Genomic DNA, 26,178 nt, shown 5'->3' with positions numbered 1-26,178 from the left:
GCCCGCCGACGCCCAGCTCGGGTTCGTCGACGCGCCCGGCGCCGACCCGGACCGCCTCGTGCCGATCACCGCCCTGACCGTGCGGCCGGACGACGACGGCACGCTGACCGCGCACGCCGACGACGGGCGCCGGTGGCCGCTGCTGGAGGTGTTCGCGCCGCTGTTCGACCACCAGGTGTTCGACACGTGGAAGCTGGCCGGCAACGCCGGGCGCACGCCGCGCATCACGGTCGACGGCCTGGTGCTGGTCCGCGAGACGTGGCGCACCACTGTGGGCGAGACCGGCCTGCACACGGTCAAGGGCGAGCGGGAACGCTACCTCGCGGTACGCCGCTGGCGGCTCGCGCTCGGCCTGCCCGAGCGGATCTTCGTGCGGGTCGACACCGAACTCAAACCCAGCTACGTGGACCTGACCAGCGGCGTCTACACCCGGCTGCTGTGCACGCTGCTGCGCGGCGCGCACGCCAAGGGCGGCGACGAGGTCGGGCTCACCGTCACCGAGCTGCTGCCCGGTCCGGACGACGCCTGGCTGACCGACGGGACCGGCCGGGCGTACGCCTCGGAGCTGCGGCTACAGATCGTCGACCCGGCGCAGGTGCGGTAGCCACTCGGTGGCGTCCGCCGGCGCGTCGGGGGTCTCGGTGTCGAACCGGCGCAACCGGCGGACACCGTAGGCGCCGAGCGCCACCACGGCCAGGGCCAGCCCGGACACCACGAACGCGAACCCGAGTCCCCGGCCGGGGCCGGTGCCGATCAGCGCGCCGACACTGCCGGCCAGCGCCCCGCCGGGGGCGAACATCGGTTCCAGCAGCGACCCGCTCAGCGGCACCAGCACGGCGAAGCCCAGCGGCAGCGTCGCCCAGGTCAGCGTCTGGATGATCGCCAGCACCCGGCCGTGGAACCGCTGCGGCACCTTCACCTGGATGATCGACAGGTAGATGCCGTTGTGCAGGCCCAGGCCCAGCCCCACGCCGAAGCTGCCGAGCGCCACCAGCAGCAGGCTCGGGCGGACGCCGCTGAGCACCAGGCTGACCGCCACGCCGAACGCGATGGCGATCAGCGCGGGCATCCGGCGCCGGGTCGGGCCGCCCCACACGGCGATGGCGAGCCCGCCGAGGACGGCGCCGAGCGCCTCGGCGAACGCCACCGTGCCGACCTGACCCATCGTGCCGAACGCGAGCACCATCGGCGGCACCAGCAGCAGGCTCGCCAGGCACAGGTTGTAGAGCGAGAAGAAGCCCAGCATGGCCCGGAAGCCCGGCTCCGCCCACGTCATCCGCGCACCGCCGATCAGCTCGGCCAGGAACGGCTCCTTGCGGCGCCGGCCGAGCAGGTCGGGGAACCGCACCGCGGCCAGCACACCGATCGCCACCACGTAGCTGACGATGTCGATCACCAGGACGCCGGCCAGGCCGATCGCGGCGAGCAGACCCGCAGCCAGCAGCGGCACCGCGAGCGAGCTGAGCCCGACCGCGAGTTGCGCGATGCCGTTGGCGTGCCCCAGGTAGCGCTTCGGCACCACCTGCGGGATCGCGGCCAGGTAGGTGATGCGTTGGAACACCGACGCCGCGCCGAGCACGCACACGAGCGTGTAGACGGCCGCCAGCCCGAGCCGGTCGGTCCACAGCAGCAGCGCCAGCAGCGCCTCCGCGGTCACCGCCGTCGCGCACGCCGCCAGCAGCACCCGGCGCCTGTCGAACCGGTCCGCGACCGCGCCGGCGACCGGCAGCGTCAGCAGCGCCGGCAGGTACGCGATCACCCCGGACAGGCCGAACCACAGCATCGAGCCGGTCTCCAGGTAGACCCAGACCGGCACCGCCCACTGGGTCAGCGCCGAGCCGGTCGACGAGATGAGCTGGCTGGCGGTGATCGCCAGGAACCGGCGTACGCCCGGTTGCACGCCGGTCTCGGCGGTGACCGGATCGGTGCTGGTGGCCGCCAGTGCCCAGCCGTCACCGGCGAGGCGGCGCGGCGCGGCGGCCGGCGCGGCGAGCCGGGGATGGGTGCGGGTGAGCACCTCGGCGAGCGCCTCGGCCCGCTGCTTGACGAAGTAGTGCCCGGCCTCGTCGAGCACCACGAGCGCGGTGGACTCGCCGAGGAAGCTCCACTCGCGGTACCGCTCCTCGTAGTACTCGGTGAGCACGTCGTGGGTTCCGACGACGGAGATCACCGGTGCGGGCACCCGGACCGGTTCGCCGTCCAGCCACCCGGTGAACCGCTCCTGCGCCTCGGCGGCCTCCCGGCGTACGTGGTGCACGAACCGGTCGACCTGCGCCTGGTCCAGGTCGGCCAGTTCCGCGCCGATCGAGCGCAGGAACGTCTCGTACCGCCGGTCGGCGCCCCGGGAGTCGGCCCAGTCGACGAGCCGGCCGAGCATGTTGTCCGGCCGGGCGGTCGGAAACACGCCACCGGCGTAGATCGCCTCGATCGGGCGTCCCCGCTCGTGCAGCCGCCGGGCGATACCGGTCAGCAGCGCGCCGCCGACGCAGTGGCCGTACAGGACCAGCGGGCCGTCCACCCGCTCCTCGATCTCGGCCACGCACCGCTCGACCAGCTCGTCGAAGGGCAGCTCGGCGTCGCGGACGCCGACGTCGTGGCCGGGGATCGCCACGGAGAACAAGGTGTGCCCGGCCGGTAGCGCGTCCGCGAGCGGCTGGTAGATGCTGGCGAGCCCGCCGCCGTACGGCACGCACACGTACGAGCGCACCCGCTGGTCCGCCGGGACCGGCCGGGTCAGCTCGTACAGCAGCGGGCGCTGCCGGTCCCCGTCCGCCGGGGCGTCGATCAGCGCGGCCAGCCCCTGCACCGTCGGGTGCGCGAACACGTCCATCACGCCGACGTCGACCTGCCCGTACGCCTCGCGCAGCAGCGCCAGCATCCGGATCGCCAGCAGCGAGTGCCCGCCCAGCTCGAAGAAGTCGTCGTCCAGGCCCACCTCGGGTACGCCGAGCACGTCGCGCCAGGTGGCGGCCACCGTCTGCTCGACCGGGGTCACCGGGGGACGGCGCTGCGCGGGGGCGACACCGGACGAGGGCGCGGGCAGCGCGGCGGTGTCGAGTTTGCCGTTTGCGGACAGCGGCAGCGCGTCGAGCGTCACGAACGCCGACGGCACCATGTACTCCGGCAGCCGCCGTTTCAGCGCCGCCCGCAGTTCCGCCGGCTCCGGGGCCTCGCCCGTCAGGTACGCCACGAGGCGCTGCTCGGCGGGCGTGGCGCCGCGCACGACGACGGCGGCGGAACCGACGCCCGGCTGTTCGCGCAGCACTGCGGCGATCTCCCCCAGCTCGATCCGCAGGCCCCGCAGTTTCACCTGGTCGTCGATGCGGCCGAGGAACTCCAGCGTCCCGTCGGCACGCCAGCGGGCCAGGTCGCCGGTGGCGTACAGCCGGCCGCCGGGTTCGCCGAACGGGTCGGGGACGAACGAGGCGGCGGTGAGTCCGGGGCGGTTCAGGTAACCGCGGGCCACCTGCACGCCGCCGAGGTGCAGCTGCCCGGCCACGCCGGCCGGGACCGGGCGCATCGCCTCGTCGAGCACGTACGTGCGGACGTTGCGGATCGGCGCGCCGATCGGCACCCGGGTCACGCCGGCCAGTGCGTCGGGCGTGGCCGCCCAGGCGGTGACGTCGATCGCCGCTTCGGTGGGTCCGTACAGGTTGTGCAGCGCCGCCGACGGGATCGCGGCCACGGCGCGGCGGGCCAGGTCCGCGGGCAGTTCCTCGCCGCTGCACACGATCCGCCGTAGCGACCCGCAGCGGGCCGGGTCGGCCGGGCCGGCGGTGGACAGGAACGCGTCGAGCATCGACGGGACGAAGTGGACAGTGGTGATCCGCTCCCGTTCGATCAGCTCCCGCAGGTACGCCGGGTCGCGGTGCCCGCCCTGCGCGGCGAGCACCAGCCGCGCGCCCACGAGCAGCGGCCAGAACACCTCCCACACCGACACGTCGAATCCGATCGGTGTCTTGTGCAGCACCACGTCGTCCGGGCCGAGCGCGAAGGCGTCCTGCATCCAGTCGAGCCGGTTGACGATCGCGGCGTGCTCGTTGACCACGCCCTTCGGCCGCCCGGTGGAGCCCGACGTGTAGATCACGTACGCCGCGTTCCCCGGTCCGGCGGCGGTGCCCCCGGCGGTGCTCGGCGCATCCGGCGCGGTCAGCGGCAGCACGGTGCTCGGCACGGTGAGCCCGTCCGGCACCTCGTCGGCCAGCAGCACCCCGGCGCCGGCGTCGGCGAGCATGAAGGCCAGCCGCTGCGGCGGGTGGTCCGGGTCCAGCGGCAGGTACGCCGCGCCGGCCCGGTGGATGCCGAGCAGCCCGGCGATCAGGCGGCGGGAGCGGGGCTCGTGGATCGCGACCACCGACTCCGGTCCCACGCCGTGCGCGACCAGGCGCGACGCCACCTGCTCGGCGGCGTCGGACAGCTCGGCGTACGTCATCCGGGTGTCGCCGTCGACCAGCGCGACAGCGTCGGGCGTACGACGGGCCTGGACGTCGAACAGCTCCGCCAGCGTGGTCCGGCGAACCGGCGCGGCGGTGGCGTTCCAGCCGGTCACGACCGCCGCGTGCTCGGCGTCCGGCATGACCGGCAGCGCGCTCACCCGGGTCCGGGGCGCCGTCACCGCGGCGGCGAACAGCAGCAGGTAGCGGTCCGCGAACGCCTCCATCGCGGCGCGCTCGAACAGCGCGGTGCGGTACTCCAGCCGCAGTTCGTTCCCGGCGATCTCCAGCGAGAGGTCGTCCATTGCGCCGCCGAACGCCTCGCCCCGGCCGGTGGGCAGGTGGTGGAACGTGAGCTGGTACAGCGGCGGCACGCCCGGGTCGCGTCGTACCGCCAGCTCCTCGACGAGCTTCTGGAACGGCATGTCCTGGTGGTCCCAGGCGTCGAGCACGACCCGGCGGACCCGGCGGACCAGCGTCAGGAACGGCGGGTCACCCGACACGTCGAAGCACAGCACCAGCATGTTCATGAACATGCCGAGCAGCGGTTCCAGCTCGGCCCGGTCCCGGCCGGCCACCGGCATGCCGACCACCACGTCGTCGCTCCCGGACAGCCGGTGCAGCAGCGCCACGTAGGCGGCGAGCTGCACCATGAACGGGGTCGCGGCGGCCTGCTGGGACAGCTCGGGCAGCGCCGCCGTCACGTCGCCGGGCAGCGTGCGGCGGACGTCGGCGCCGTCGAACGTGAGCGTCGCCGGGCGCGGCCGGTCGGTGGTCAGCGCGTGCACTGCCGGCAGGCCGGTCAGCGCCTCCCGCCAGTACTCGCGCAGCTCGTCCCACCGGGGGCCGTCGAGGCGGTCGCGTTCCCAGGCCGCGTAGTCGGCGTACTGGATCGGCAGCTCGGGCAGGTCCGGCGCGCGGCCCGCGACGGCGGCGGCGCACAGCTCGGTCAGCTCGGCGCGCAGGTGGAGCAGGGAGGTGCCGTCGAGGACGACGTGGTGCCCGGCGAACAGCAGCCACCAGGTGTCCTGGTCGAGCCGCAGCAGCCGGGCCCGCCACAGCGGGGCCGCGTCCATCGGCAGGTCGAGCCGGGCGTGCTCGGCGACGATCCGGGCGCGGGCGGCGTCCCGCTCCGGCCCGGGCAGCGCGGACAGGTCGGTGACCGGCAGCTCCACCGGGACCGCTTGGTGGATGTCCTGGTAGAGCCGTCCGTCGTGCAGGCGCAGCGTGGTACGCAGGGCCTCGTGCCGGTCGGTGACCGCCCGCAGCGCGGCGAGCGCCTGCTCCGGCCCGGCGCCCGCCGGCAGGGTGACCGCGTCGGTCATGGTGAACAGCGGCTGCCCGGGGCTGAGCTGGGCGGTGAACCAGACCCGCTCCTGGGCGTACGACGCGGGAACGGTGTAGACGTCGTCCACCGGCGTGACGTCGTGGCGTGACTCGGTCATCCCGGCCGTCCCGGTCGGCGCAGGCGCGGGATGGGCGCCTCGGCCGGTGCGGAGGCGGACGGGGCGGCGCGCAGCGACTCGATCCGGGCGGCCATCGCCGCGACGGTGGGCGCGTCGAACAGCACCCGCATGGACAGCCGGGCGCCCACCGCCTGCCGGATCCGCAGCACCAGTTGCGCGGCCACGAGCGAGGTGCCGCCGAGCCGGAAGAAGTCGTCGTGCGGGCCGACCTCGGCCACGCCCAGCACGTCGCGCCAGATCCGGGCGACGGTGGCGGTGAGGTCGCCGTCGGTGGCGGTCACCGTCGAGGCGGTGGCCGCCGTGGTCGCGGCGAGCCGCCGCTCGTGCCCGGCGACCGCCTCCACCGTGTAGGCGCCGACCGCCACCGAGCCGGTCCGCCCCTCGGCGAGGGCCCGGCACGCCGCGCGTACCGCCGCGTCCGGGGCCAGCCCGTCGTGGTCGGGTACGCCCTCCTCCCGCCACGCGCCCCAGGCCACCGACAGCACCGGCGCCCGCCAGCCGTGCGGGTTGCGCGCGTACGCGTCGAGGAACGCGTTGGCGGCCGTGTCGTCGGCGCGGCCCAGGCCACCGGCGAGCGCTGTGACCGAGGAGCTGAGCAGCACGAAGTCGAGCGGCAGATCGCCGAAGACCGCGCGCAGCGCCAGCGTGCCGGTGACCTTCGGCAGCAGTTCGGCGGTCGCCTCGGCAAGCCGCGACCCGGCGGACAGCCCGGTGTCGGGCAGCCGCGCGGCGTGCACGATGCCGTCGAGTCCGCCGAGGTCGTCCTCGATGTCGGCGCGTACCGCCTGCAGCGCGTCCACGTCCGTCACGTCGGCGCGCACGTGGCGGACCTGCGCCCCGGCCCGTTCCAGCGCCTCGACCAGGTCCGGCCGGGCGGTCCGGCCGACCAGCACCAGCCGGGCGCCCCGGCGGGCCAGTTCGGCGGCGAACGCCCCGCCGATCCGGCCCAGTCCGCCGGTGATCAGGTAGCGCCCGCCGTCGCGCAGTGCCGGCCCGGCACGCCGGCGAGCCGGCGCCGCCGAGAACCCGCGCGTCCAGCGGCGCCCGCCCAGCCGCAGTGCGACCGCCTCGGCCCGCTCGGCGCCGAGCAGTTCGTCCGCCAGCGCGTCCGCACCCGGCTCGGCCGGGTCGGCGTCGACCCAGTGGCAGCGCAGGCCCGGACGCTCGAGCGGCACCGAACGCACCACCCCGGCGACTGTGGCGTGTTCCGGGCGCAGCAGGTCGGCGCCGGTCACGTCGGCCGTCCCGGCGGTCACCACGTCCAGCGTCACGTCGGCGGCCGGCAACGCCTCCAGCAGCGTCAGCAGCGCGAGGTACCCGTGTTCCTGGGCCGCCGCCACGGCGTCGGCGTCCGGGCCGGCCGGGTCGCCGTCGAGCGCCCACGCGTGCACGATCCGGGCGGCCCGGCCGTCGTCGGCGCACTCGTCGAGCAGGCGCTGGTGGTCGGCGACGCCGGCCGGGCGCAGCCGGTAGCCGTCCGGGCGGACCGCGAAGGCCGTTCCGGGGCGGACCACAGTGACGTCCGCGCCGCGCTCGCGCAGCCGGTCCGCGAGCGCTGTGCCGCGCTCCCCGGCGGCGAACAGCAGCAGCGGGCCGGGCGCCTCGACGGGTGTCGTGTCGGGCAGTTGGTGCCAGACCGGCACCTCGACCACGCCGTCGTCGTACCGCTCGCCGGTGGCCGGTTCGGCGGGTGCGGCCACCGGTTCCGGGTCGATCCAGTACCGGGCGCGCTGGTACGGGTAGCCGGGCAGCGGCACCCGGCGCGGCGTGCCGGAGGCGGGCAGCCGCACCGGCACCCCGGCCGCCCACAGCCGGCCCGCCGCCTCGTACGCGGTCTGCCTGTCGGTCAGCCGCTCCCCCGGCGCGGGCAGCGTGCGCAGCGGCGCCCGGGCCCCCGCCGGCAGGCTGAGCCGGGCCAGACCGGCGAGCTGCCGGCCGGGGCCGCACTCCAGCAGCAGCCAGTCGTCGGCGGCGCCGGTCGCGGCGAGCGCGGACACCGTGGCGCCGAACCGCACCGGCCGGCAGAGCTGGTCGGCCCAGTAGGCCGGGTCGGTGATCTGCTCGTCGGTGAACGGCGCGGCGGTCGCGGCCGAGAACACCGGCAGGTCCGGCGCCCGGCGCGGCACCGCCGCCACGAGCGCCGCGAACTCGTCGCGCACCGCCGCCAGCAGCGGCACGTGCATCGCGTACGGCGACCGCAGCGGCGTGCAGCCGATGCCGCGTTCGCGCAGAAGGTCCTCGGCGGCGGCTACCGGTGCCGGGGCACCGCCCAGCACGCAGGTGTGCGGGCCGTTGCTGATCGCCACCGCCACGCCGCCGGGCAACAGCGGCGCGATCTCGTCGGCGCCGCGCTGCACGGCGAGCATCCGGCCCTCCGGCGCGGCCTGCACGAGGCGGCCCCGGGCGGCGGCGAGCCGCAGCGCGTCCGGCAGGTCGAACACCCCGGCCACAGTGGCGGCGACCAGTTCGCCCACGGAGTGGCCGATCATCGCGGCGGGCGTGACGCCCCAGTGCCGCCACAGCACCGCCAGCGCGTACTCGACGGCGAACAGCGCGGGTTGCGCCACCGACGGCTCGGCCAGCCGCTCGTCCGCGCCGGGTCCGGCGTCGAAGATCATCTCACCCGCGTCCCAGCCGAGGATCGCGGCGCACTCGTCCACGGCGGCGGCGAACACCGGCTCGGTAGCGGCCAGGTGCGCGCCCATGCCGGAGTGCTGCGCGCCTTGGCCGGGCAGGAGCAGGCCCACCCGGGGCGGCGTCGCGGCGTCCCCGGCGGCCCGGCGCTTCGGGTCGGTGAGCGCCGCCGCGGCCCGGGCCCGGTCGACGGCGACGACGGCGGCCCGGTGCCGGTACGCCGGCCGGCCCTCCCGCAACGTGTACGCCACGTCGCGCAGCTCCAACTCCGGCGCGCCGGTGAGCCGCTCGGCCAGCCGGGCACAGGCGGCAGCCAGCGCGTCGGGGGTCGCGGCGGACACCTGGAGCAGCTCGCCGCCGCCGTGATCCGGCTCCGGGGGTACGCGCGGCGGTGCCTCCTGGAGCACCAGGTGCGCGTTGGTGCCGCCGAGGCCGAGCGAGCTGACACCGGCCCGCAGCGGTCGCTGGTCCTCCGGCTCCCACTTGGTCAGCGTGGACACCACGTAGAACGGGCTCGCCTCGATGTCGATGTCCGGGTGCGGCCGGTCGTGGTTGACTGTGGGCGGGATGAGCCGGTGCCGCATCGACAGAACGGTCTTGATCAGGCCGATCACGCCGCCGGCCGCGCTGAGGTGACCGATGTTGGCCTTCGTGGAGCCGACGCCGCACCAGCCCCGCTCGGCGGTGCGCCGCCCGTACGCCGTGCTCAGCGCCGCCAGCTCGATCGAGTCGCCGAGGACGGTCCCGGTGCCGTGCGCCTCGACGTACCCGACCGAGCGCGGGGCGACGCCGGCCACCGCGAGCGCCTGCGTGACCACCTCCACCTGACCGGTGACGCTCGGCGCGGTGAAGCTCGCCTTGGCCGAGCCGTCGTTGTTCACCGCGTTGCCGATGACCAGCGCCCGGATGTCGTCGCCGTCGGCGAGCGCGTCGGAGAGCCGCTTGAGCACCACCACGCCGACGCCGCTGCCGTAGACGGTGCCGTCGGCGTCCGCGTCGAACGGGCGGCAGTGCCCGTCGGCGGAGGTGTAGCCCTCGTCGGCGACGTACCCGACGCCGTGCGGCAGTTCCACGCACACGCCGCCGGCGAGCGCCGTGTCGCACTCGCCGCTGCGCAGCGCCTCTGCGGCCAGGTGCACCGCGACGAGCGACGACGAGCAGGCGGTCTGCACCGTCATCGCCGGGCCGCGCAGGCCGAGCCGGAACGCGACGGTGCTGGCCAGGTAGTCCGGCTTGTTGCCGAGCGACACGCGCAGCTCACCGGCGTCCGCGAGCGCCCGCGGGTTCCGCCGGACGTTGAGCCACTGGTACAGGTCGGCGTTGCCGCCCGCGTACACGCCGATCTCGCCGTCGTAGCGGGCCGGGTCGCAGCCCGCGTCGGTGAGCGCGGCGTGCGCGTGTTCCAGGAACAGCCGCTGCTGCGGGTCGGTCAGCTCCGCGTCGCGGGGGCTCAGCCCGAACAGCTCCGCGTCGAACCGGTCCACGCCGTCGAGCACCGCGGCCACCGGCACGTACGCCGGGTCGTCGAGCTGCTCCGCGGGAACGCCCCGGGCCAGCAGCTCCGCGCGGGTGAACCGGGTGAGCGACTCGGCGCCGACGACCAGGTTGCGCCAGAACTCGTCCGCCGACGCCGCCCCCGGTACGCGCAGGCTGAGCCCGACGATCGCGATCGGCTCCACTGTCTCGTTCACGCCATGACCTCCGGCTCGGCCGAATCGCTGATGTGCAGGCGCAGTTCGCTGACGTAGCGGCGGCCCGCGCGGTCGGGCAGCCACGCCTGCCCGAGCGCGGGCAGCAGCTCCGACACGGTCACCGCCACGTCGTCGCCGCCGGCCCGCCGGGCGGCGCGCAGCAGCAGGCAGAGCCGGTTGGCGTAGAGCGGGCTGGTCAGGTCCACGTAGGTGGGCTTCAGTTCGGTGGCCACCCGGACGAAGACCCGCTCCGGCAGGCCCAGCGCGGCCCGCCAGCGGCGTACCGCGAGGTAGCGCCGCGCCTGGTCGACCACGTCGGCCAGGCCGGTGGCCCCGACGGTGGTGCGCCACGTCTCCCGCGCCAGCACCAGCCGGTCCACTGTCACCCGGGGGCTGTGCGGGCGGTCGGTCATCAGCTTGAACGCGTCACCAGCGTGCACCGCGATCAGGTCGGAGAACACCTCGACCAACGGCCAGCGCGAGCCGTCCGGGCCGGTCGCCACCAGCATGCCGTCCACCTCGGACACGATCGCCGCGTTCGCCGGGACGAGCCGGTCGTGCGGCGCGCCGGGCGCGTCGGCGAACGCGAGCCGGTAATCGTCCGGCCCGGGCAGGGACGCGGACAGCCGCCCGCCGACGCGGGGGAAGTCCACCGGGTAGAGCGGGCGCAGCCGTCGCGGGCCCAGGTCGGCGGCGTACGCGCGCCGCAGCCGGTCCACGTCGGGGTGGCAGTGCGTGAACAGCTCGGCGTTGAACGTGGCGTACGCGGCGTGCAGCTCGCCGAGCACCGCCCCGAACTCGCCGGCGGCCAGCGCCTCGGGTGACTCGGCGAACAGTTGCAGGTCGGGGCTGTGCACCCGGCCCGCGCTCCAGCCGGGACGGGCCGCCGGGAACCGGTCGGCCACGCGGTGCGCCAGCTCGGCCGCGCCGAACTCCACCCGGGCCGTTCCCTCGGGCAGTCCGGCCAGCCCGAGCACCCGTTCCCAGCGGGCGGCGAACTCGGCCGCGACCCGGTCCACCGGCCGGTCACCGGGCCCGAACAGCGGCCCCTGCGCGACGAACCACAGGTCACCGAGCCGGACCGGGCCGTCGCCGCTCAAGTCGTCGTACAGGTCGCGCAGCGCGTCGCCGTACGCCGTGGCCAGTTCGGCGGTGAGCCAGCGTGCCGCCCGCAGCGGCAGGTCCAGCGCCGGGGCGAGGGAGTCGAGCAGGCCGCCGCCGACGGTGAGGTCCACGTCGCGTGCGGTCTCCTCGTGGCACAGCGCCCGCCCGGCGTAGTTCTGCCCGGCCCGGCGGCGCGGCGGCAGCCCGGTGAGCGCGGTGAACTCGGCGTCCAGCGCGGCCAGCGCGGCGGTGAGGGCGGCCGGGTCACCGGCGGCGTCGGCGACCCGGGTGCGGGCGGCGGCCAGCCGGTCCAGCCCGGCCAGCGCCCGCGCGCGGCAGTCCCGGTCACCGATCGCGGCGATCCGCTCCCGCAGGTGCTCCTGCGCGGCGAAGCCCTGCGGCAGGTCGAAGTCCCAGCGCAGCAGCCCTCGCTCGACGAGCTGGGTCAGCAGCAGGAACCCCTCCTCGGCGCGGCGTACGCCGGTCTGCCCGTCGCGTACCAGGTCGTCGACGACGTCCCGGGCCGGGCGGGTGCCGTCGCACCGGCACAGCGCGATCGACTCGCTCAGCGACACCGGTTCCGGGCGCTGGGCCGGCCGGTGCACGACCCGGTCCGCCAGGTGGACGTGCGGCGCCCGGACCGGGGCGAGCCACTGCCGGACCTGCGGGTCGGGGGCCAGCCGGTCCGCGTACGCGGCGAGCGCCCAGTGTTCGAGGTGGACGGCGCGGCGGCGGAGCAGCCCGGGGCCGGGCACGGCGGTGACGCCGGGCGCGCCCGGTGCCACGGTGCCCCAGCACACCGGCCCGAAGAAGCCGATGGTCTCGCACTTGGCGACGTAGCGCTGCCAGTACCCGGCGACGACGTTCTCCCGGCCCCGGCGGCGCACGTTGCGGGGTGCGTCCGGGCCGTCGCGGAGCAGCCCGTCCAGCGCCACCATCGCCTCCGGGTTCTGCCAGGCCACGGCCTCGCGGAACAGCGGGTCGGCGGCGATCCCGCACAGCGCCGCCGACGACGCCCGGACGGCGGTGGCGTACGCGGCGCTGAACGACGCCTCGTCCAGCTCACCGGACAGGTGCCGGTCGGCGGCGTCGGCGCAGTCCGGCGCGGCGAGGCGGTCCAGTCCGTCGGCGGGGAACCCGGCGCTGCGCAGCAGCACGTCCCGCCACACCGACCAGCCGGTGTCGCCGAGGGGGACCAGGTACGTCACCGCGGCTCCTCCTCCACCACCGGGCGGCGCTGGACCCGCTGGCGGCGCAGCGCGCCCCGGCGCGCGGCCCGTGCCACCGCCTCGTCCTCGGCGTCCTCGCCGGACGACGGGGCACCGAGGCTGTCCAGGTGCGCGGCGAGCGCGCGGACGGTCGGGTGGTGGAACAGGTCCACGACCCGCAGGTTCGTGCCGAGCAGCCGGTTGAGCTGCCGTTGTACGACGGCGACCGCGAGCGAGCCGCCGCCGACGTCGAAGAAGCTGTCCGTGGCGGCCACCTCCGGTACGCCGAGCACGTCGCACCAGACCGAGGCGATCCGCCGCTCGGTGGCGGTTGCCGGGCGGGCGGCGGGCACCCCGGCGCGACCCGCGGCCCGGGTGACGCGGGCGGCCCGGGGCACGTCGCCGGCCGTCCCGGCCGGGACGGCGGTCCAGGCGGGCAGCTCGGCCACCGGCCGCTCCGGGTCGGCGGCGCCGGCCCGCAGCAACCGCTCGACGTCGGCGAGCACGTCGCTGATCAGGGCCTCACCGTAGACGTCCGGGTTGAAGACGATCTCCACGCGCAGCCGCCCGTCCCGGGTGATGCCGTAGAGCGTGAGGTCGAACGGTGAGCCGGGCGCGGGCACCGGCACCGGCTCGGCGGACAGTCCGGCCAGGTCCAGCCGGGGCTCGTCGAACGTGTACATGTTGAACAGCACCTGCACCAGCGGGCTGCGGTCGAGCAGGCCGCCCAGTCCGAGACCGCCGACGATGCGCTCGACAGGTGCCTCCGGGTGGGCGAGCGCGGCGAGCAGTTCCTCCCAGGCGGCGCGGACGTGCGCGGCGAAGCCGGCCCCGGGCGTCCGGCGCAGCCGCAGCGGCGCGATCTCGATGAAGAAGCCGACCATCGGTTCGAAGTCGGCGGCCCGCCGGTCCACAGTGGGGGTGCCGACCACCAGGTCGGGCAGGCCGGTACGCCGGCCCAGCACCAGCGTGAACGCGGCGAGTACGGCGGCGGCGGGGGTCGCGCCGAGCCCGGCGGCGAGGTCGGTGAGCGCGGCAGTGGCGGCCCGGTCCAGCCGGGTACGCACCGTCGCGCTGGTGTACGTCTGTTCGGCCGGCCGGTCCCGTCCCCCGGGGAGTCGCAGCACCACAGGCGCCCCGGTCAGGTGCTCCAGCCACCAGTCGAGGTCGGCGGCGGCGCGGCGCCGGGCACGGTCGGCGCGCCAGGCCACGTAGTCGCCGTAGGTGGCGGGCAGCGGCGGCAGTGGCGGCCCGTCCCCGAGCGCGGCCCGGTACGCGGCGGCGAGGTCGGCGTAGAACAGCGACTGCGACCAGCCGTCGAACACGGCGTGGTGGGCGTACACGGCCAGCACGTGCTCGTCGGCGCCGGCGCGGATCAGTTCGGCCCGCCACAGCGTGTCGGTGGCCAGCGCGAACGGTGTGGCGGCGCTCGCCGCGAGATGGCCGGCGAGATCGGTGCCCGGGGCGAGGTCGCGTACCGGCAGCGGCACCGGTGTGGACGGGTCGGCGACCGCGTACGGCACGCCGTCGCGCTCCGGGATGCGCCAGCGCAGGATCTGCTGGCGGTCCGCGACCGCGGTGAGCGCCGTGGCGAGCGCCGCCACGTCGAGCGGGCCGGTGATCCGTTCGGCGAACGCGACGTTGTACGCGGACGCGGCGGCCGGGAAGTAGCGGTCGAGGAACCACAGCCGCTGCTGCGCCGGGGACAGCGCCGGTGGCCGTCCCCGGACGGCGGCGTCGGCCGGGCCGGTTCCGGCGGCGGCGACGGCGCGGGCGGCGATGCCGCGTGGCGTCCGCCCCACCAGCACGTCCTCGATGGCGAGGTCGCGGCCCAGCCGCTCGCGCAGGTCGGCGACCAGCCGCATGGCGGTGATGGAGTGCCCGCCCTGGTGGAAGAAGTCGTCGTCGCGGCCGACCGCCGGGACGTCCAGCAGCGCCGCCCACGCCTGCGCGACGAGGCGTTCGGTGTCGGTGGCGGGCGGCTCGCCGGACGGCACGTGAGCCGGTCCGGCCAGGTCGAGCGCGGCCAGCCGCTCGGTGTCGATCTTGCCGTTGATGGTGATCGGCAACGCGGGCATGGTGAGCATCCGGGCCGGTACGGCGGCGGGCGGCAGCAGCCGGGCGCAGTAGTCGCGCAGCTCGGCGGGGGCCAGGCCGGTCGCCACGTACGCGACGAGTTCCTGACCGCCGGCGCCGGCGCGGACCTGGACGCTGGCCAGGTCGACGTCCGGGTGGCGGCGCAGCACCGCCTCGACCTCGCCCAGCTCGATCCGCTGCCCGCGGATCTTGACCTGCCGGTCGGCCCGGCCGAGGAACTCCAGGCTCCCGTCCGGCAGCCACCGGGCCAGGTCACCGGTGCGGTAGAGGCGCTCCCCCGGCTTGCCGGAGAACGGGTCCGGGAGGAACCGTTCCGCCGTGCGGGCGGCGTCGAACAGGTATCCGCGGCCGAGCCCGGGACCACCGGCGAGCACCTCGCCGATCTCCCCCGGGCCGACCTCGCGCAGCTCGTCGTCGACCAGGTGGATGCGGTGGTTGGCGGCGGGCCGGCCGATCGGGATGGGCCGGGTCCAGTCGCCGCTGCCCTCGAACCAGGTCACCAGCACCGTCGCCTCGGTCGGGCCGTACACGCTGATGAAGCGGCGCCCGCCGGCGGTCCAGCGGCCGACCTGTTCCGGGCCGGTGGCCTCGCCGCCGGTGACGACCAGCCGCACGCCGGAGAGCCGGTCCGGGTCCAGCAGCGGCAGGATCGGCGGCGGCAGCACCACCACGTCGACTGCCTGCTCGGCGCAGATCCGGTAGAGCCGGGTCGGGTCGGCCCGCTCGGCGTCACCGGCGAGCACGACTGTGCCCCCGGCGGCGAGCGGGGCGAGCATGTCGGCCACCGACGCGTCGAACCCGATCGAGGCGAACGCCAGGCACCGGGTCGCCGTGTCGAACCCGGAGAACTCCGCGATCGAGGTGATCTTCTCGGTCAGCGCCCGGTGTTCGATCACCGCGCCCTTGGGCTGCCCGGTCGACCCGGAGGTGAACATCGCGTACGCGGTGGTGCCGAGCGTCGCCGGGGTCGGCTGCCAGGGCGCGGTGCCGGTGGGGACGTCCAGCACGGTGCGTCCGGTGAACGCCTCGGCGGCGGGCGTACCCACGACGACACGCAGGCGGGCCTCGGCGGCCAGTTCCCGCAGCCGTCCGGCCGGCAGCGCCGGGTCGAGCGGGACGTACCCGGCGCCGGCCGTCTGCACGCCGAGCAGCGCGACCACCAGGTCCGGGCGGCGGTCCACGCAGACGCCGACGAGGTCGTCCGCGCCGATGCCGTGGGCACGCAGCGACGCGGCGAGCGCGGCGGCCCGGCCGACCAGGACGGAGTAGCTGAGTGTCAGGTCGCCCTGCACCACGGCCGGGGCGCCGGGACGCCGCCGGGCGTGCGCCGCGACCAGGTCGGGCAGGCACACCTGCGGGTAGGGCAGCTCGGGACCGACCCGCTGGTCGCGCTGATCGTCGCGGACGGTCATCGCGGTGCCTCGATCCAGTGCCGGGTCCGCCGGAACGGGTAGCCGGGCAGCGGCACCCGCCGGCCCGGCGGGACGGCCGGCTCGTCACCGGCGCGCCAGGCGCGAACTGCGGCGTCGTCGTCGGAGGCCGGGTCGCCGGCCGCGAGCGCGGTCAGCCGGCGCACCGCCTCCCCCGCGTCGGCGCAGGCGACAGCGTCCCGGTACGCCAGCCGCCGCCGTCCCACCGCGAGCGTGTGCGCCACGTCGGCCACCGCCAGGTCGCCGTCGGCAAGCCGGACGGCCAGCCGCCGGGCCAGTTCCCGCAGCGCCGCCGGGCTGCCCGCGGACAGTCCCAGCACCACCGGGCCGGGTGCCCCGGCGTCCGGCTCGTCCGTCGCGGGCGCGGGCTCGACGAGTACGTGCGCGTTGGTGCCGCCGAGGCCGAACGAGCTGACGCCCGCGCGTCGCTCCCCCGTCCACGGCCGGGTCTCCGCGCCGACTTCGGCACCCGCTGCGGCCAGGTCGATGTCGCCGTGCGCGGCGGTGAAGTGCGCGGTACCCGGCACCTGCCCGGTGCGGACCGCGTACACGGCCTTGATCAGCGAGAGCACGCCTGCCGCCGCGTCCAGGTTGCCGAGGTTGCCCTTCACCGAGCCGAGCAGCAGCGGCGCGCGGGCGCCCCGGCGTACCCGGGCCAGCGCGTCCACCTCGATCGCGTCGCCGACCGGCGTGCCGGTGCCGTGCCCCTCCAGGTAACCCACGTCGGCCGCGTCCCAGCCCACCGACGCCAGCGCCTCCGCCAGCACCGCCGCCTGCCCGGACACGCCCGGCACGGTGAAGCCGGGCCGGTCGGCGCCGTCGTTGTTCACCGCCCACCCGGCGAGCACGGCGTACACGTGGTCGCCGTCGGCGCGGGCGTCGGCGAGCCGCTTGAGCACCACCGCCCCGGCGCCGTTGCCGAACACCTGCCCGGTGGCGGCGGCGTCGTACGGGCGGCAGATCCCGTCGGTGGCCAGCAGCCCGCCCGGCCGCAGCCGGTACCCGGCCTGCCGGGTGGACACCACCGCCGCGCCGCCCGCTATCGCCACGTCGCAGCGGTAGTCCAGCAGGCTCTGCCCGGCCTGGCACACCGCGACGAGCGCTGTCGAGCAGGCGGTCTGGACCGCCACGGCCGGGCCGGACAGCCCCAGCGCGAACGCGGTCCGCGTCGGCAGGTAGTCGCAGCCGGAACCGGTCAGCGCATCGTCCCAGTCCTCGGCGAGCGTGCCCGCCGCCGGTGCCAGCGCGGGGTTGCCGAGCAGGTGGTGGTGCAGGTAGCGGTTGGGCGCGCATCCGGCGAACACGCCGATCTGGGCCGGGTCGCGGTCCGGGTCGATCCCGGCGTCCTCCAGGGCGTGCCAGGCGACCTCCAGGAACAGCCGGTGCTGCGGGTCGAGCAGCGCCGCCGCCTCGGCGGGATAGCCGAACAGGTCCGCGTCGAAACCCTCCAGGTCGTCGAGCCGGCCGAACGCCGGTACCCAGTCCGGTCCGCCCGGCACGCCCTCGCCGGCCGGGGTCCGGCGCACCGAGTCCACCCCGGACAGCAGGTTGCGCCACAGCGCCTGCGCGTCGTCCGCGCCGGGGACCCGGCAGGACAGGCCCACCACCGCGATCCGCTCGTCCGCGCTCACGCCCGTCCCTCCCCACCGCCCGCGGCCCGCGCGGCGGCGCGACGGGCCATCCGGCGTCCGACCGCGGCCAGCCGGCCGTCCTCCGGTACGCCCGCAGCGTCCCCTGACGTCTCCAGGTACGCGGCCAGCGCCGCCACGGTCGGGAACTCCACCAGCCGGGCCAGCGGCACCCGGCGGCCGAGGTGTTCCTCCAGGTACCCCTGCACCAGGGCGAGCTGGAGCGAGTGCCCGCCCGCCTCGAAGAAGTTCACCAGACGATCCACTGTGGGCAGTCCGAGCACCGCGCACCAGCCCGCCGCGATGGCCTGCTCGACCGGCCCGGCCGGCGGCCCGGAGGTGACCGGTACTCCAGCGTCCGGTCCTCCGGCGTCCGGGTCGGGCAGGGCGGCCTGGTCGAGCTTGCCGGTCGGCCCGATCGGCAGCTCCGGCACCGCCACCACCGCCCGGGGCACCATGAAGTCCGGCAGCACGGCGGCCAGCCGTTCCCGCAGCGCCGACGGCTCGACGACAGTCCCGGCGGCGGCGACCACGTACGCGACGATCTCCTGCTCGCCAGCGCCGGACGCGCCTCGCCGCGCCACCACCGCCGCGTGGGCCACGCCGGGCTGCGCCGCCAGGCACGCATCGATCTCGCCCAGCTCCACCCGGTAGCCGCGGATCTTCACCATCCGGTCGCCGCGGCCCAGGTAGACGAGCGTGCCGTCGGGCAGCCGCCGCGCGATGTCCCCGGTCCGGTACGCGCGCACCCCGTCGTACTCGGTGAACCGGGCCGCGGTCAGCTCCGGCAGGCCCAGATATCCGAGCGCGACGTGCGGGGTCCGCACGACCACCTCGCCGGTGAGGCAGGCGGGGCGTCCGGCCGGGTCGGTCAGCACCACCTCGACGCCCGGCAGCGGGTGCCCGATCGGCACGACTGCCCGCCCCGGGTCGGCGTCCGGCGGCAGGTGGTGCTGCGCGGCGAAGCTGATCTCGGTGGTGCCGTACCCGTTGACGAACACCACGCCCGGCGCGAACGCCCGCCGGGCCAGCGTCACGTCGTGCCGGGTGACCTCCTCGCCGCCGAGGACGACGGCGCGGACCGACGGCAGCCGCCCGTGCTCGCCGAGGCTCGCCACCACGTACCGGAAGACGGTGGGGGTGGAGTGGTAGACGGTGACGCCCCGGTCGGCGAGCGCGCCGGTGAGATGGCCGAGGCCGTGCGTGCGGACGTCGACCGGGACGGCGGCGGCGCCGGACAGCAGCGCGCTGAACGTGTCGGTGACCGCCATGTCGTAGCCGAACGAGGTGAGCACGCTCGTGCGGTCGTCCGGCCGGACGGCGAAGTTGCGCACGTGGTTGCGGACACCGAACAGCACGTTGCGGTGGCTCTGCACCACGCCCTTCGGCTTCCCGGTGGACCCGGAGGTGTAGAGCACGTACGCCGGGTCGTCCGGGCGCGCGGGCCCGGCCGGCACCGGCACGCCGGCCTCGCCCCGGCGCAACGACACCACCGGCAGCTCCAGCCCCGCGTCGGCCGCGAGCGCGGCGGCCCGCTCTTCGTGGCCGGGGTCCGCGACGATCGCCCGGACGCCTGCGTCGCGCAGCATCGCGGCCAGCCGGGCCGCCGGGTACGCCGGGTCCAGCGGCACGTACGGCGACCCCGACGCCAGCGCCGCCAGGATGCCGGTGATCGTGGCGACGCCGTGGCGGCACAGCACCGCCACCGGCGCCGCGACGTCACCCGGCCCGGCCAGCGCTTCGGCGGTCGCGGCCACTGCCGCGCCCAGTTCCCGGTAGGTCACCGTCGCGTCGTCGGCGAGCACCGCCGCCCGCTCCGGGTACGCCCGCACCGCCGCGGCGAACGCGGCCGGGATGGTGTCGCCGCATACCCGGCCGGCCTCGGTGCCGTCGCCGCCGTGCAGCCGCCACAGGTCCGGCGCCGGACGCCGCTCGTAGCGGGCCGACGGCAGCACCCCCGCCGACGGGTCGTCCGGGTCCAGCGTGGACAGGACGTCGGCCAGGTCGGCGCGGAGGTCGTCGGCGTACGCGGCGGGCAGCCCGGACACGGTGACGCCGGCCAGGCCGGGGCGCACCTCGACAGTGGCGTCGACCGGGTGGTCCGGCGACGCCGGGCGCACCGAGCGGCACAACTCCCGGATCGGCGCGTCGGCGGTCAGGTCGAGCGTCACCGGGTCGCCGCCGTGCCGCAGCGTCACCACGGGGGATCCGGTGTACCGGCGTACCACCAGAGCCGTGGCGGTGAGGACGACGGCGGCCGGGTCGGCGCCCGCGGCGCGCGCCCGGGCGGCGAACCGCGGCGGCAGGCCGAGCGGCTGCGGAGACGGGCTCACCGCTGGTCCAGGGCGGCGGCGACCACGTCGGCGAGCGTGGACACCTCGGCGTCCGCCTCGGCGATCCGGAAGTCGTCGCAGTAGCTGCCGGTGCCGTGCACCACGATCTCGTGCCCGGCCGGGACCAGGCCCCGGTCGACGGCGTTGCAGACGCCGGTCAGCGCCATCAGGATCGACCACTCCCGCAGCCGGGCCGGATCCTCGGGCAGGGTCAGACCGGCGTCGGCGAGCCACTGCCGGGCGACCGGGTAGCGCCGGACGCACTCGCGCCGCGACACCACGATGCCGTCGCCGCCGTGCCGTTCGATGAGTGCGTTCATGGCCGGGGAGGTCACCGGGCGGTGCGTGTAGAACGTCGGGTCGAGCACCTCGGCCGGGTCGTCGGTGACGGCCGGGAAGCGCAGGTCGGCGTCCTGCGTCCAGACGCCCCGGCTCTCGTCGAACGTGTACGCCGGGCAGTGGTCCCGCTCGAACGAACCGTGGCGCAGGCTGAGCACCATGTCCGGCGTGCCGAGGTGCTGCACGAGCAGGAAACCGGGCCGGTCGGCCGGGTCGGCGTCGCCGGCCGCCTCCAGTACGTCGCGGCCCAGGTTGTAGCCGAGCAGGCCGAACGCGCTGGACACGGCGTGCGCGTGCCAGCGCGAGCCGGTGGCCGGCGACACGTCGGCCTCGAAGGCGGCCCGGGCGGCGTCGGCGACCAGGTAGTTGCGCAGGTCGAGGGTGTACCAGAGGGTGACGCCGTGCTTGTCGTACGCGGTGGCGGCGTACTCGTCGACGAACGCGCGGCCGAGCGCCTTCACGCCCTCCGGGTCCGCGCCGGTGTACCGCAGCAGCGGGTTGACCGCGCGGGTCGCGGGATCGTCGGCGAGCGCGTCGTGGCGGAACTTGTGCCGGGTCGCCGCCGGCGCCAGCACCACGATGGACAGCTGCTCCGGGGTCACCAGCCCGGCCGCGTACGCGCGGGCCACCGAGTCGCGCAGCGCGACGCCCTTGTTGCCGGAGGTCGGGGTGACGATGCACAGCCGCTCACCGGTACGCCGGATGTGCTCCACCGCGCGGGCGACGATCACCATCGAGGCGAACGTCTTCGTGGTGCGGGTGCCGGGGTTGGCGGTGAGGTCGAGCATCGTCAGGTCGTGCCCGCCGTAGTGACCCAGCGGGGACCAGCTGACCGTGGCGGCGGCGTAGAACTCGCGTACCGCGGGGGTCAGCTCGGGCAGGTCGAAGCCGGGCGCGAAGCCGGGCGTGCCGGGCGCGTCGCCGGGGACCGCGCCGCACCGGCGCACCGCCGACGCGACGACGTCGTAGTAGTCGGTGATCATGTTGCGGGTGGCCGGGGTGGTCACGGTCATCGGGCTTCCTCCAACACACTCCGGGCCGGCGCCGGCGGCACCGTTCGCAGATGGTCACGCAGGGCGGTGAACCGGCGGGCGATCTCGGGCAGCTCGCTCGCGTGCCAGCCGCCGGCCAGGTCGGGCCGGTACGCCGCCAGCGCCGCCCGGGCGCGCTCCGAGTAGCGGACGTGGCCGCCGCCGACCTCGACGCCGTCGCGGCGCCCGGCGGCGGTGTTCCAGGCGACCGCCTGCGCCACCGGCAGCTCGGCCGGCAGCCGCAGCTCGGTCCGGCCGCCGGTGAGCCGGACCGGATAGCCGCCCGGCAGTCCCAGCGGCCCGGGCAGGCTCGCCGTCACCTCGTCGCCGGTGGCCAGCGCCGCCACCAGGGCGGCCCCGGCGTGCCCGGCGAGCGCGTTCAGCTCCGGCCGGGGCAGCGCGCGGTAGCCGGCGAGCAGGCCGGTGACGTCCGGGACGGGCCGGCCGTCGAGCCAGGCGCGTACCTCGGCGGTGTCCTCGTCGTCGGGGCCGGGCGCGGCGAGGTGGGCGTGGTGGCCGAGCACCGCCAGCCGGCGCTGGCCGGGACGGCCGAGCGCGGCGTCCAGGCACGCGGCGAGCGTCGCCACGTTGCCGATGCCGCAGCGCACCGGCAGGTCCCGCGCGGCGAGCAGCGGGTTGACCGCGTCCGGGAACGCGCCGTTGACGAGCGTCGCGCCGGGCGCGCCGCCGGCCAGCGCGGCGGCCAGCCGGGACACCAGTTCGGCCTGCAGCGCCAGCGTCACCCCGAAGCCGGCCGCGGCGATCAGGTCCGTCCAGGCCGACGGCGCCGCCGCCCGCTCGTACGGCGACTGCGCGGACGCGGCGCAGACCAGCACGTCGGGCCGGAGCCGGGCCATCGAGGCGGCGTCGGCGGCGTACCCCTCCCCCGGGTCGGCGCCGGGTTCGGCGGTGAACGGCCGGGCGGTGACGGCGACGGGGGTTCCGGCGACTGTGGCGCGCACCCGCGCGGCCCGGGCGAGCGCGTGCGCCGCGTCCGGGTCGCGGGCCAGGACCGTCACGCGCAGCGGCACCGGGGTGGGCGTCGCGGCCAGGGTGTGGCACAGCGAGCGGGCCAGCCGGCCGGCGCCCACCACGACGACGTGCCGCGCGTCAGCGGACCGGGCTGACATCGCGCCCCGCCTCCGTGACCCGGTCGACCCAGTCGGCGAACGATCCGGCGCGCAGGCAGCTCGCCGGGGACACCTCCAGCCCGGCCATCTCCCGTACCCGCAGCGCCATCCGCAGCGCGGTCAGCGAGTGCCCGCCGAGCGCGACGAACGTGTCGTCGTCGTGCACCGCGTCGACGCCGAGCGTGGCCCGCCACGCCTCGCGCAGCCGGTCGGTGAGGGCGCCACCGGCCGGCTCCGCCGCGACCCCGGCGGGCCGGGGCGGTGGCGGTGGCAGCTCCAGCCGCGCGACCTTGCCGTTGGGCAGGCGGGGCAGCCGGTCGACCAGGACGATCTGGTCCGGGCGCATCGCGGACGGCAGCGCCGAGGCCAGGTAGCCCTGGAGCAGCCCGGTGGTCAGCAGGTGGTCGGCGGGCTCGTCCCGCGGCGTCGCCGCCGGTGGTGGTTCCTGCGGCCGTACGGCGTAGACGTAGCTGACGTCGGCGTCCGCGCCGACGTTCCAGTCGCCGATGTCGTGCACCTCGAACCCGGCCGCGCACAGCAGCTCGCGCACCTGCGGGGTGGTCACGCTGCTGCGCTCGACCTCCAGGCAGACCTGGCGGATGCGGGGCCAGTGCTCGGGGCGCAGCCCGCGCAGCACGCTCAGCTCGGCACCCTCGGTGTTGATCTTCAACAGGTCGACGCGGTCCAGCTCGAAGCGGTCCAGCAGGTCCGACAGCGTCACCGTCGGCACCACGTGCGCCACCGGGGCCAGGCGGCGCCGGGCGTCGGCCAGGAGCGCCGCCTGTTCGGTCTCGTCGGCGTCGCCGCCGCCGTGGCGGTAGTGCGACCGGACCAGGTCGGAGGCGGCGCCGGCCCGGTCGGCGCCGAGGCCGGACAGGTAGCTCAGCTCGGGGAACGAGGTCAGCTCGGCGGTGCCGGCCGCGTCGGTCACGGCGGCCTCGACGACCGACGCGGAGCCGGCGTAGAGGCCGAGGTTGGCGCGCAGGTACGGCAGCGTGTCCGGGTTCGGTTCGACCGCGATCAGCCGCACGTCGCGCGCCTGCCGGGACGCCCAGAGCGAGAACAGCCCGATGTTGGCGCCGACGTCGAGGACCACGGCACCGTCGCCGACGCGCACGCCGAAACGGGCATACTCGGCCTGGTCGAAGATCTGCCGGTAGAGGAAGACCGCCTCGTCCGGCGACGCCGCGGTGACCGCCATGCCGTTCGGAAGCGGGAACCGCGGCAGCCCGCCGACGGCCGGGGCCTGCCGGGGCTGCGGCACCACGTACCCGACCAGGCGCGGACCGTCGTCGGTGTCCGGGACGGTCACCACCACCGCGTCGTGCACGGCGGGATGCTCGCGCAGCACGGCGGCCACCTCGCCCGGCTCCACCCGGACCCCGCGGATCTTGACCTGGTCGTCGGCCCGGCCGCGGAACTCCAGGAAGCCCTGCGGCGCGATCCGCACCAGGTCACCGGTGCGGTAGAGCCGCGCGCCCGGCCGCGCCGGGTCGGGGCGGAAACGCTCCGCCGTCCGCTCGTCGTCGCGCAGGTAGCCCAGCCCGACCGCGACCCCGCCGATCCACAGCTCGCCGGTCCCGCCCTCGGGCACCGGGCGCAGGTCGTCGTCGAGCACGTGGGCGGTGACGCCGTCGATGATCCGGCCGATCGGGGCGATGCTTCCCGCGTACGCCTCGGCGCAGTCCCAGTAGGACACGTTGATCGAGGTCTCGCTCGGGCCGTACCCGTTGAACAGCCCGCACGGCAGCACCTCGCGCAGCCGCCGGACCAGCCGCATGTCCAGCGCCTCGCCGCCGCACAGCACCCGCCGCAGCGTGCCGCAGCCGGCGAGCTCCGGCTCGTCGAGCACGTGCCGCAGCATGGTCGGTACGAAGTGCGCGGTGGTGACCGCCTCCCGCTGGATCAGCCGGACCAGCCCGAGGCTGTCGAACTGCAGGCCCGGCCCGGCGACGACAACGGCGCCGCCCGCGATCAGCGGAGAGAGGATCTCGTGCACCGACGCGTCGAACCCGATCGACGCCTTGTGCAGCACCCGGTCGTCGGCGGTGAAGCCGAACCAGTCGTGACCCCAGGCCAGCCGGTTGACCAGCCCGGCGTGGTGCAGCACGACACCCTTGGGCCGGCCGGTGGAGCCGGAGGTGAACAGCACCAGCGCGGCATGCTCGCCCGGCGGCAGCCAGCCGGTGCGATCGGTCAGGTCGGCCGGCGACCCGGCCCGCGCGGTACGCACGTCCCGCCACCCGGTGGGCGCGGGCGCGGCGACGGCAGGCGGCCGGTCGGCGTACAGGACGAGCCGGGGCGCGGCGGCGGCGAGCATCTGCTCGGCCCGGCCCGACGGCAGCTCGGAGTCGATCGGCACCGCCACCGCGCCCACCGCGAGCGTCGCCAGCAGCGACGTCACATAGTCGGCGGACCGGTGCAGGTACAGGCCCACCAGGTCACCCGGCCGCACGCGGGCGCGGCGCAGCAGCTCGGCCGTCGCGCCGACCCGCTCCCACAGCGCGGTGTAGCTCAGCTCGCCGTCCGGGCCGACGATCGCGGGCCGGTCGTCGTCGGCACCGGCGGGCCGGTGCACCAGGTCGATCAGGTAGCGCGGGCCGGTCAGATTGCGCGGGCCGGCCAGGTCGCGCGGGCCGGTCACGGCGCTCACCGCGTCCTCGTCGCGACCGCGACGATCGCCATCCGGGGCACCTCGGCGACGAACTGCCCGTCGGCCCGGTAGACCAGCGGACGGGCCGGCACGTCGTCGCGACCGATCCCGGCCAGGTAGCCGGTGTGGTCGAAGTGGCGGGTCAGCAGCCCCCACACCTCGTCATCGGTGAGCGTGGCGAAGTAGTCGCGCACGCCGTACATGTCGCCGACGTAGTCGCGCATGCCCGCGGAGGCGGACTCGGCGCTGTCGGCGCGCACGATCAGCGGGTCGTACAGGTCGACGACGCGTACCGGCAGCCCGGCCGCGGTGAACAGTCCGGTCAGCTCGGCGCGGCTGAAGTGCCGGTAGTCGTGGCCGCCGGCGGCGTGCGGGTGCACCACCTCGCCGAAGAACCCGGCCATCGGGCTGGACTCGTCGAAGTCGTGCAGCACGATCCGGCCGCCGGGCCGGACCACCCGGGCCGCCTCGGCCACCGCCTGCGGCCGCCGGGCCGCCGGGATGTGGTGCGTGCCGTACGCCAGCAGCACCGCGTCCATACCGGCGTCACGCAGGAACAGGAAGTGCGCGGCCTGACGGACGGCAGGCAGGCCGTGGGCGAGCGCCTTGTCGACCATGTGGCCGGACAGGTCGCCGGTGATGAACGCCAGTTTGGACTCGAAGCAGGCGGACTGGCTGCTCGCGGCGCGGGCCACAGTGCCGTCGCCGCCGAGCACGTCGAGAATGAGCGTGACCGGGGCGGCGGCGTCCGGGGTGGCGAGGTCCAGCAGCCGCCGCATGCCGGTCCAGCGGACGAGCGTGTCCCGCTGGGCCCGGCGGTAGGAATCGCCCCGGCCGGTGGAGTCGGTGTCGAACTCGCTGACCGTGCCGGCCAGTTCCGCGAGTGCTGCGTCCGCGCCGGGGCGGCCGAAGTCGAGCAGTTCGCGCAGTTGCGGGTGGAGGGTCGCCACGGTGTGCAGGTAATCGCGCAGGACCAGGGACGGAAGGTACGGCCGGCTCAT

At 76.2% G+C, this 26,178-nt stretch carries 11 protein-coding genes (1 of these 11 cut by a window edge); 1 reads left to right on the top strand and 10 read right to left on the bottom strand.

From position 1 onward, the window contains the following. Positions 1–604: the final stretch of a lantibiotic dehydratase gene (locus O7546_RS11055; protein ID WP_281600873.1), read on the top strand. It extends 1,712 nt beyond the left edge of the window; the window shows 604 of its 2,316 coding nt (coding positions 1,713–2,316); its start codon lies beyond the left edge, outside the window; it ends in the stop codon at positions 602–604. Here the strand turns inward: O7546_RS11055 and O7546_RS11050 are convergent. The 10 genes from O7546_RS11050 to O7546_RS11005 are packed head-to-tail and all read right to left on the bottom strand — an operon-like array spanning position 572 to position 26,178. After that, positions 572–5,878, bottom strand: a complete 5,307-nt coding sequence (locus tag O7546_RS11050) for a non-ribosomal peptide synthetase/MFS transporter (RefSeq protein ID WP_281600872.1) — start codon at positions 5,876–5,878, stop codon at positions 572–574. The genes O7546_RS11055 and O7546_RS11050 overlap by 33 nt on opposite strands. Then, positions 5,875–10,224: a type I polyketide synthase gene (locus O7546_RS11045; RefSeq protein WP_194799966.1), complete on the bottom strand. Its 4,350-nt coding sequence runs from the start codon at positions 10,222–10,224 to the stop codon at positions 5,875–5,877. The genes O7546_RS11050 and O7546_RS11045 overlap by 4 nt, the downstream gene beginning before the upstream one ends. Beyond that, on the bottom strand, positions 10,221–12,536 hold the full coding sequence (locus O7546_RS11040; protein WP_281600871.1) for a lantibiotic dehydratase: 2,316 nt from the start codon (positions 12,534–12,536) through the stop codon (positions 10,221–10,223). Before O7546_RS11040 ends, O7546_RS11045 begins: the two co-directional genes overlap by 4 nt. Further along, a complete protein-coding gene (locus O7546_RS11035) occupies positions 12,533–16,045 on the bottom strand; it encodes a non-ribosomal peptide synthetase (RefSeq protein ID WP_194799964.1) in 3,513 nt (1,170 codons plus the stop codon). The genes O7546_RS11040 and O7546_RS11035 overlap by 4 nt, the downstream gene beginning before the upstream one ends. After that, positions 16,042–17,694 (bottom strand): polyketide synthase, encoded by a 1,653-nt coding sequence (locus O7546_RS11030; RefSeq protein ID WP_269696710.1) that lies wholly within the window; start codon positions 17,692–17,694, stop codon positions 16,042–16,044. The genes O7546_RS11035 and O7546_RS11030 overlap by 4 nt, the downstream gene beginning before the upstream one ends. After that, entirely contained in the window at positions 17,691–20,024 is a 2,334-nt protein-coding gene (locus O7546_RS11025; RefSeq protein WP_281600870.1) for a non-ribosomal peptide synthetase, read from the bottom strand. Before O7546_RS11025 ends, O7546_RS11030 begins: the two co-directional genes overlap by 4 nt. Beyond that, positions 20,021–21,376, bottom strand: a complete 1,356-nt coding sequence (locus tag O7546_RS11020; protein WP_269696708.1) for a DUF6002 family protein — start codon at positions 21,374–21,376, stop codon at positions 20,021–20,023. The genes O7546_RS11025 and O7546_RS11020 overlap by 4 nt, the downstream gene beginning before the upstream one ends. Next, positions 21,373–22,524 carry a potassium transporter TrkA gene (locus O7546_RS11015; protein WP_281600869.1) on the bottom strand — a complete coding sequence of 384 codons (1,152 nt, stop codon included), beginning with the start codon at positions 22,522–22,524 and terminating at the stop codon, positions 21,373–21,375. Before O7546_RS11015 ends, O7546_RS11020 begins: the two co-directional genes overlap by 4 nt. After that, positions 22,505–25,177, bottom strand: coding sequence for an amino acid adenylation domain-containing protein (locus O7546_RS11010; RefSeq protein ID WP_281600868.1), 2,673 nt, complete (start codon positions 25,175–25,177; stop codon positions 22,505–22,507). Before O7546_RS11010 ends, O7546_RS11015 begins: the two co-directional genes overlap by 20 nt. Continuing rightward, positions 25,174–26,178 (bottom strand): class I SAM-dependent methyltransferase, encoded by a 1,005-nt coding sequence (locus O7546_RS11005; protein WP_194799959.1) that lies wholly within the window; start codon positions 26,176–26,178, stop codon positions 25,174–25,176. Before O7546_RS11005 ends, O7546_RS11010 begins: the two co-directional genes overlap by 4 nt.

Origin of the sequence: Micromonospora sp. WMMA1976, from assembly GCF_027497335.1 — a bacterium.
GTDB classification, from domain to species: domain Bacteria; phylum Actinomycetota; class Actinomycetes; order Mycobacteriales; family Micromonosporaceae; genus Micromonospora; species Micromonospora aurantiaca.
This window is presented reverse-complemented; position numbering and strand designations above follow the sequence as displayed.

Excerpts from the sequence above, each read along its gene's own strand:
- O7546_RS11020 (WP_269696708.1), bottom strand. The coding sequence starts at position 21,376 with ATGACCGTGACCACCCCGGCCACCCGCAACATGATCACCGACTACTAC.
- O7546_RS11015 (WP_281600869.1), bottom strand. The coding sequence starts at position 22,524 with ATGTCAGCCCGGTCCGCTGACGCGCGGCACGTCGTCGTGGTGGGCGCC.
- O7546_RS11005 (WP_194799959.1), bottom strand. The coding sequence starts at position 26,178 with ATGAGCCGGCCGTACCTTCCGTCCCTGGTCCTGCGCGATTACCTGCAC.
- O7546_RS11035 (WP_194799964.1), bottom strand. The coding sequence starts at position 16,045 with ATGACCGTCCGCGACGATCAGCGCGACCAGCGGGTCGGTCCCGAGCTG.
- O7546_RS11050 (WP_281600872.1), bottom strand. The coding sequence starts at position 5,878 with ATGACCGAGTCACGCCACGACGTCACGCCGGTGGACGACGTCTACACC.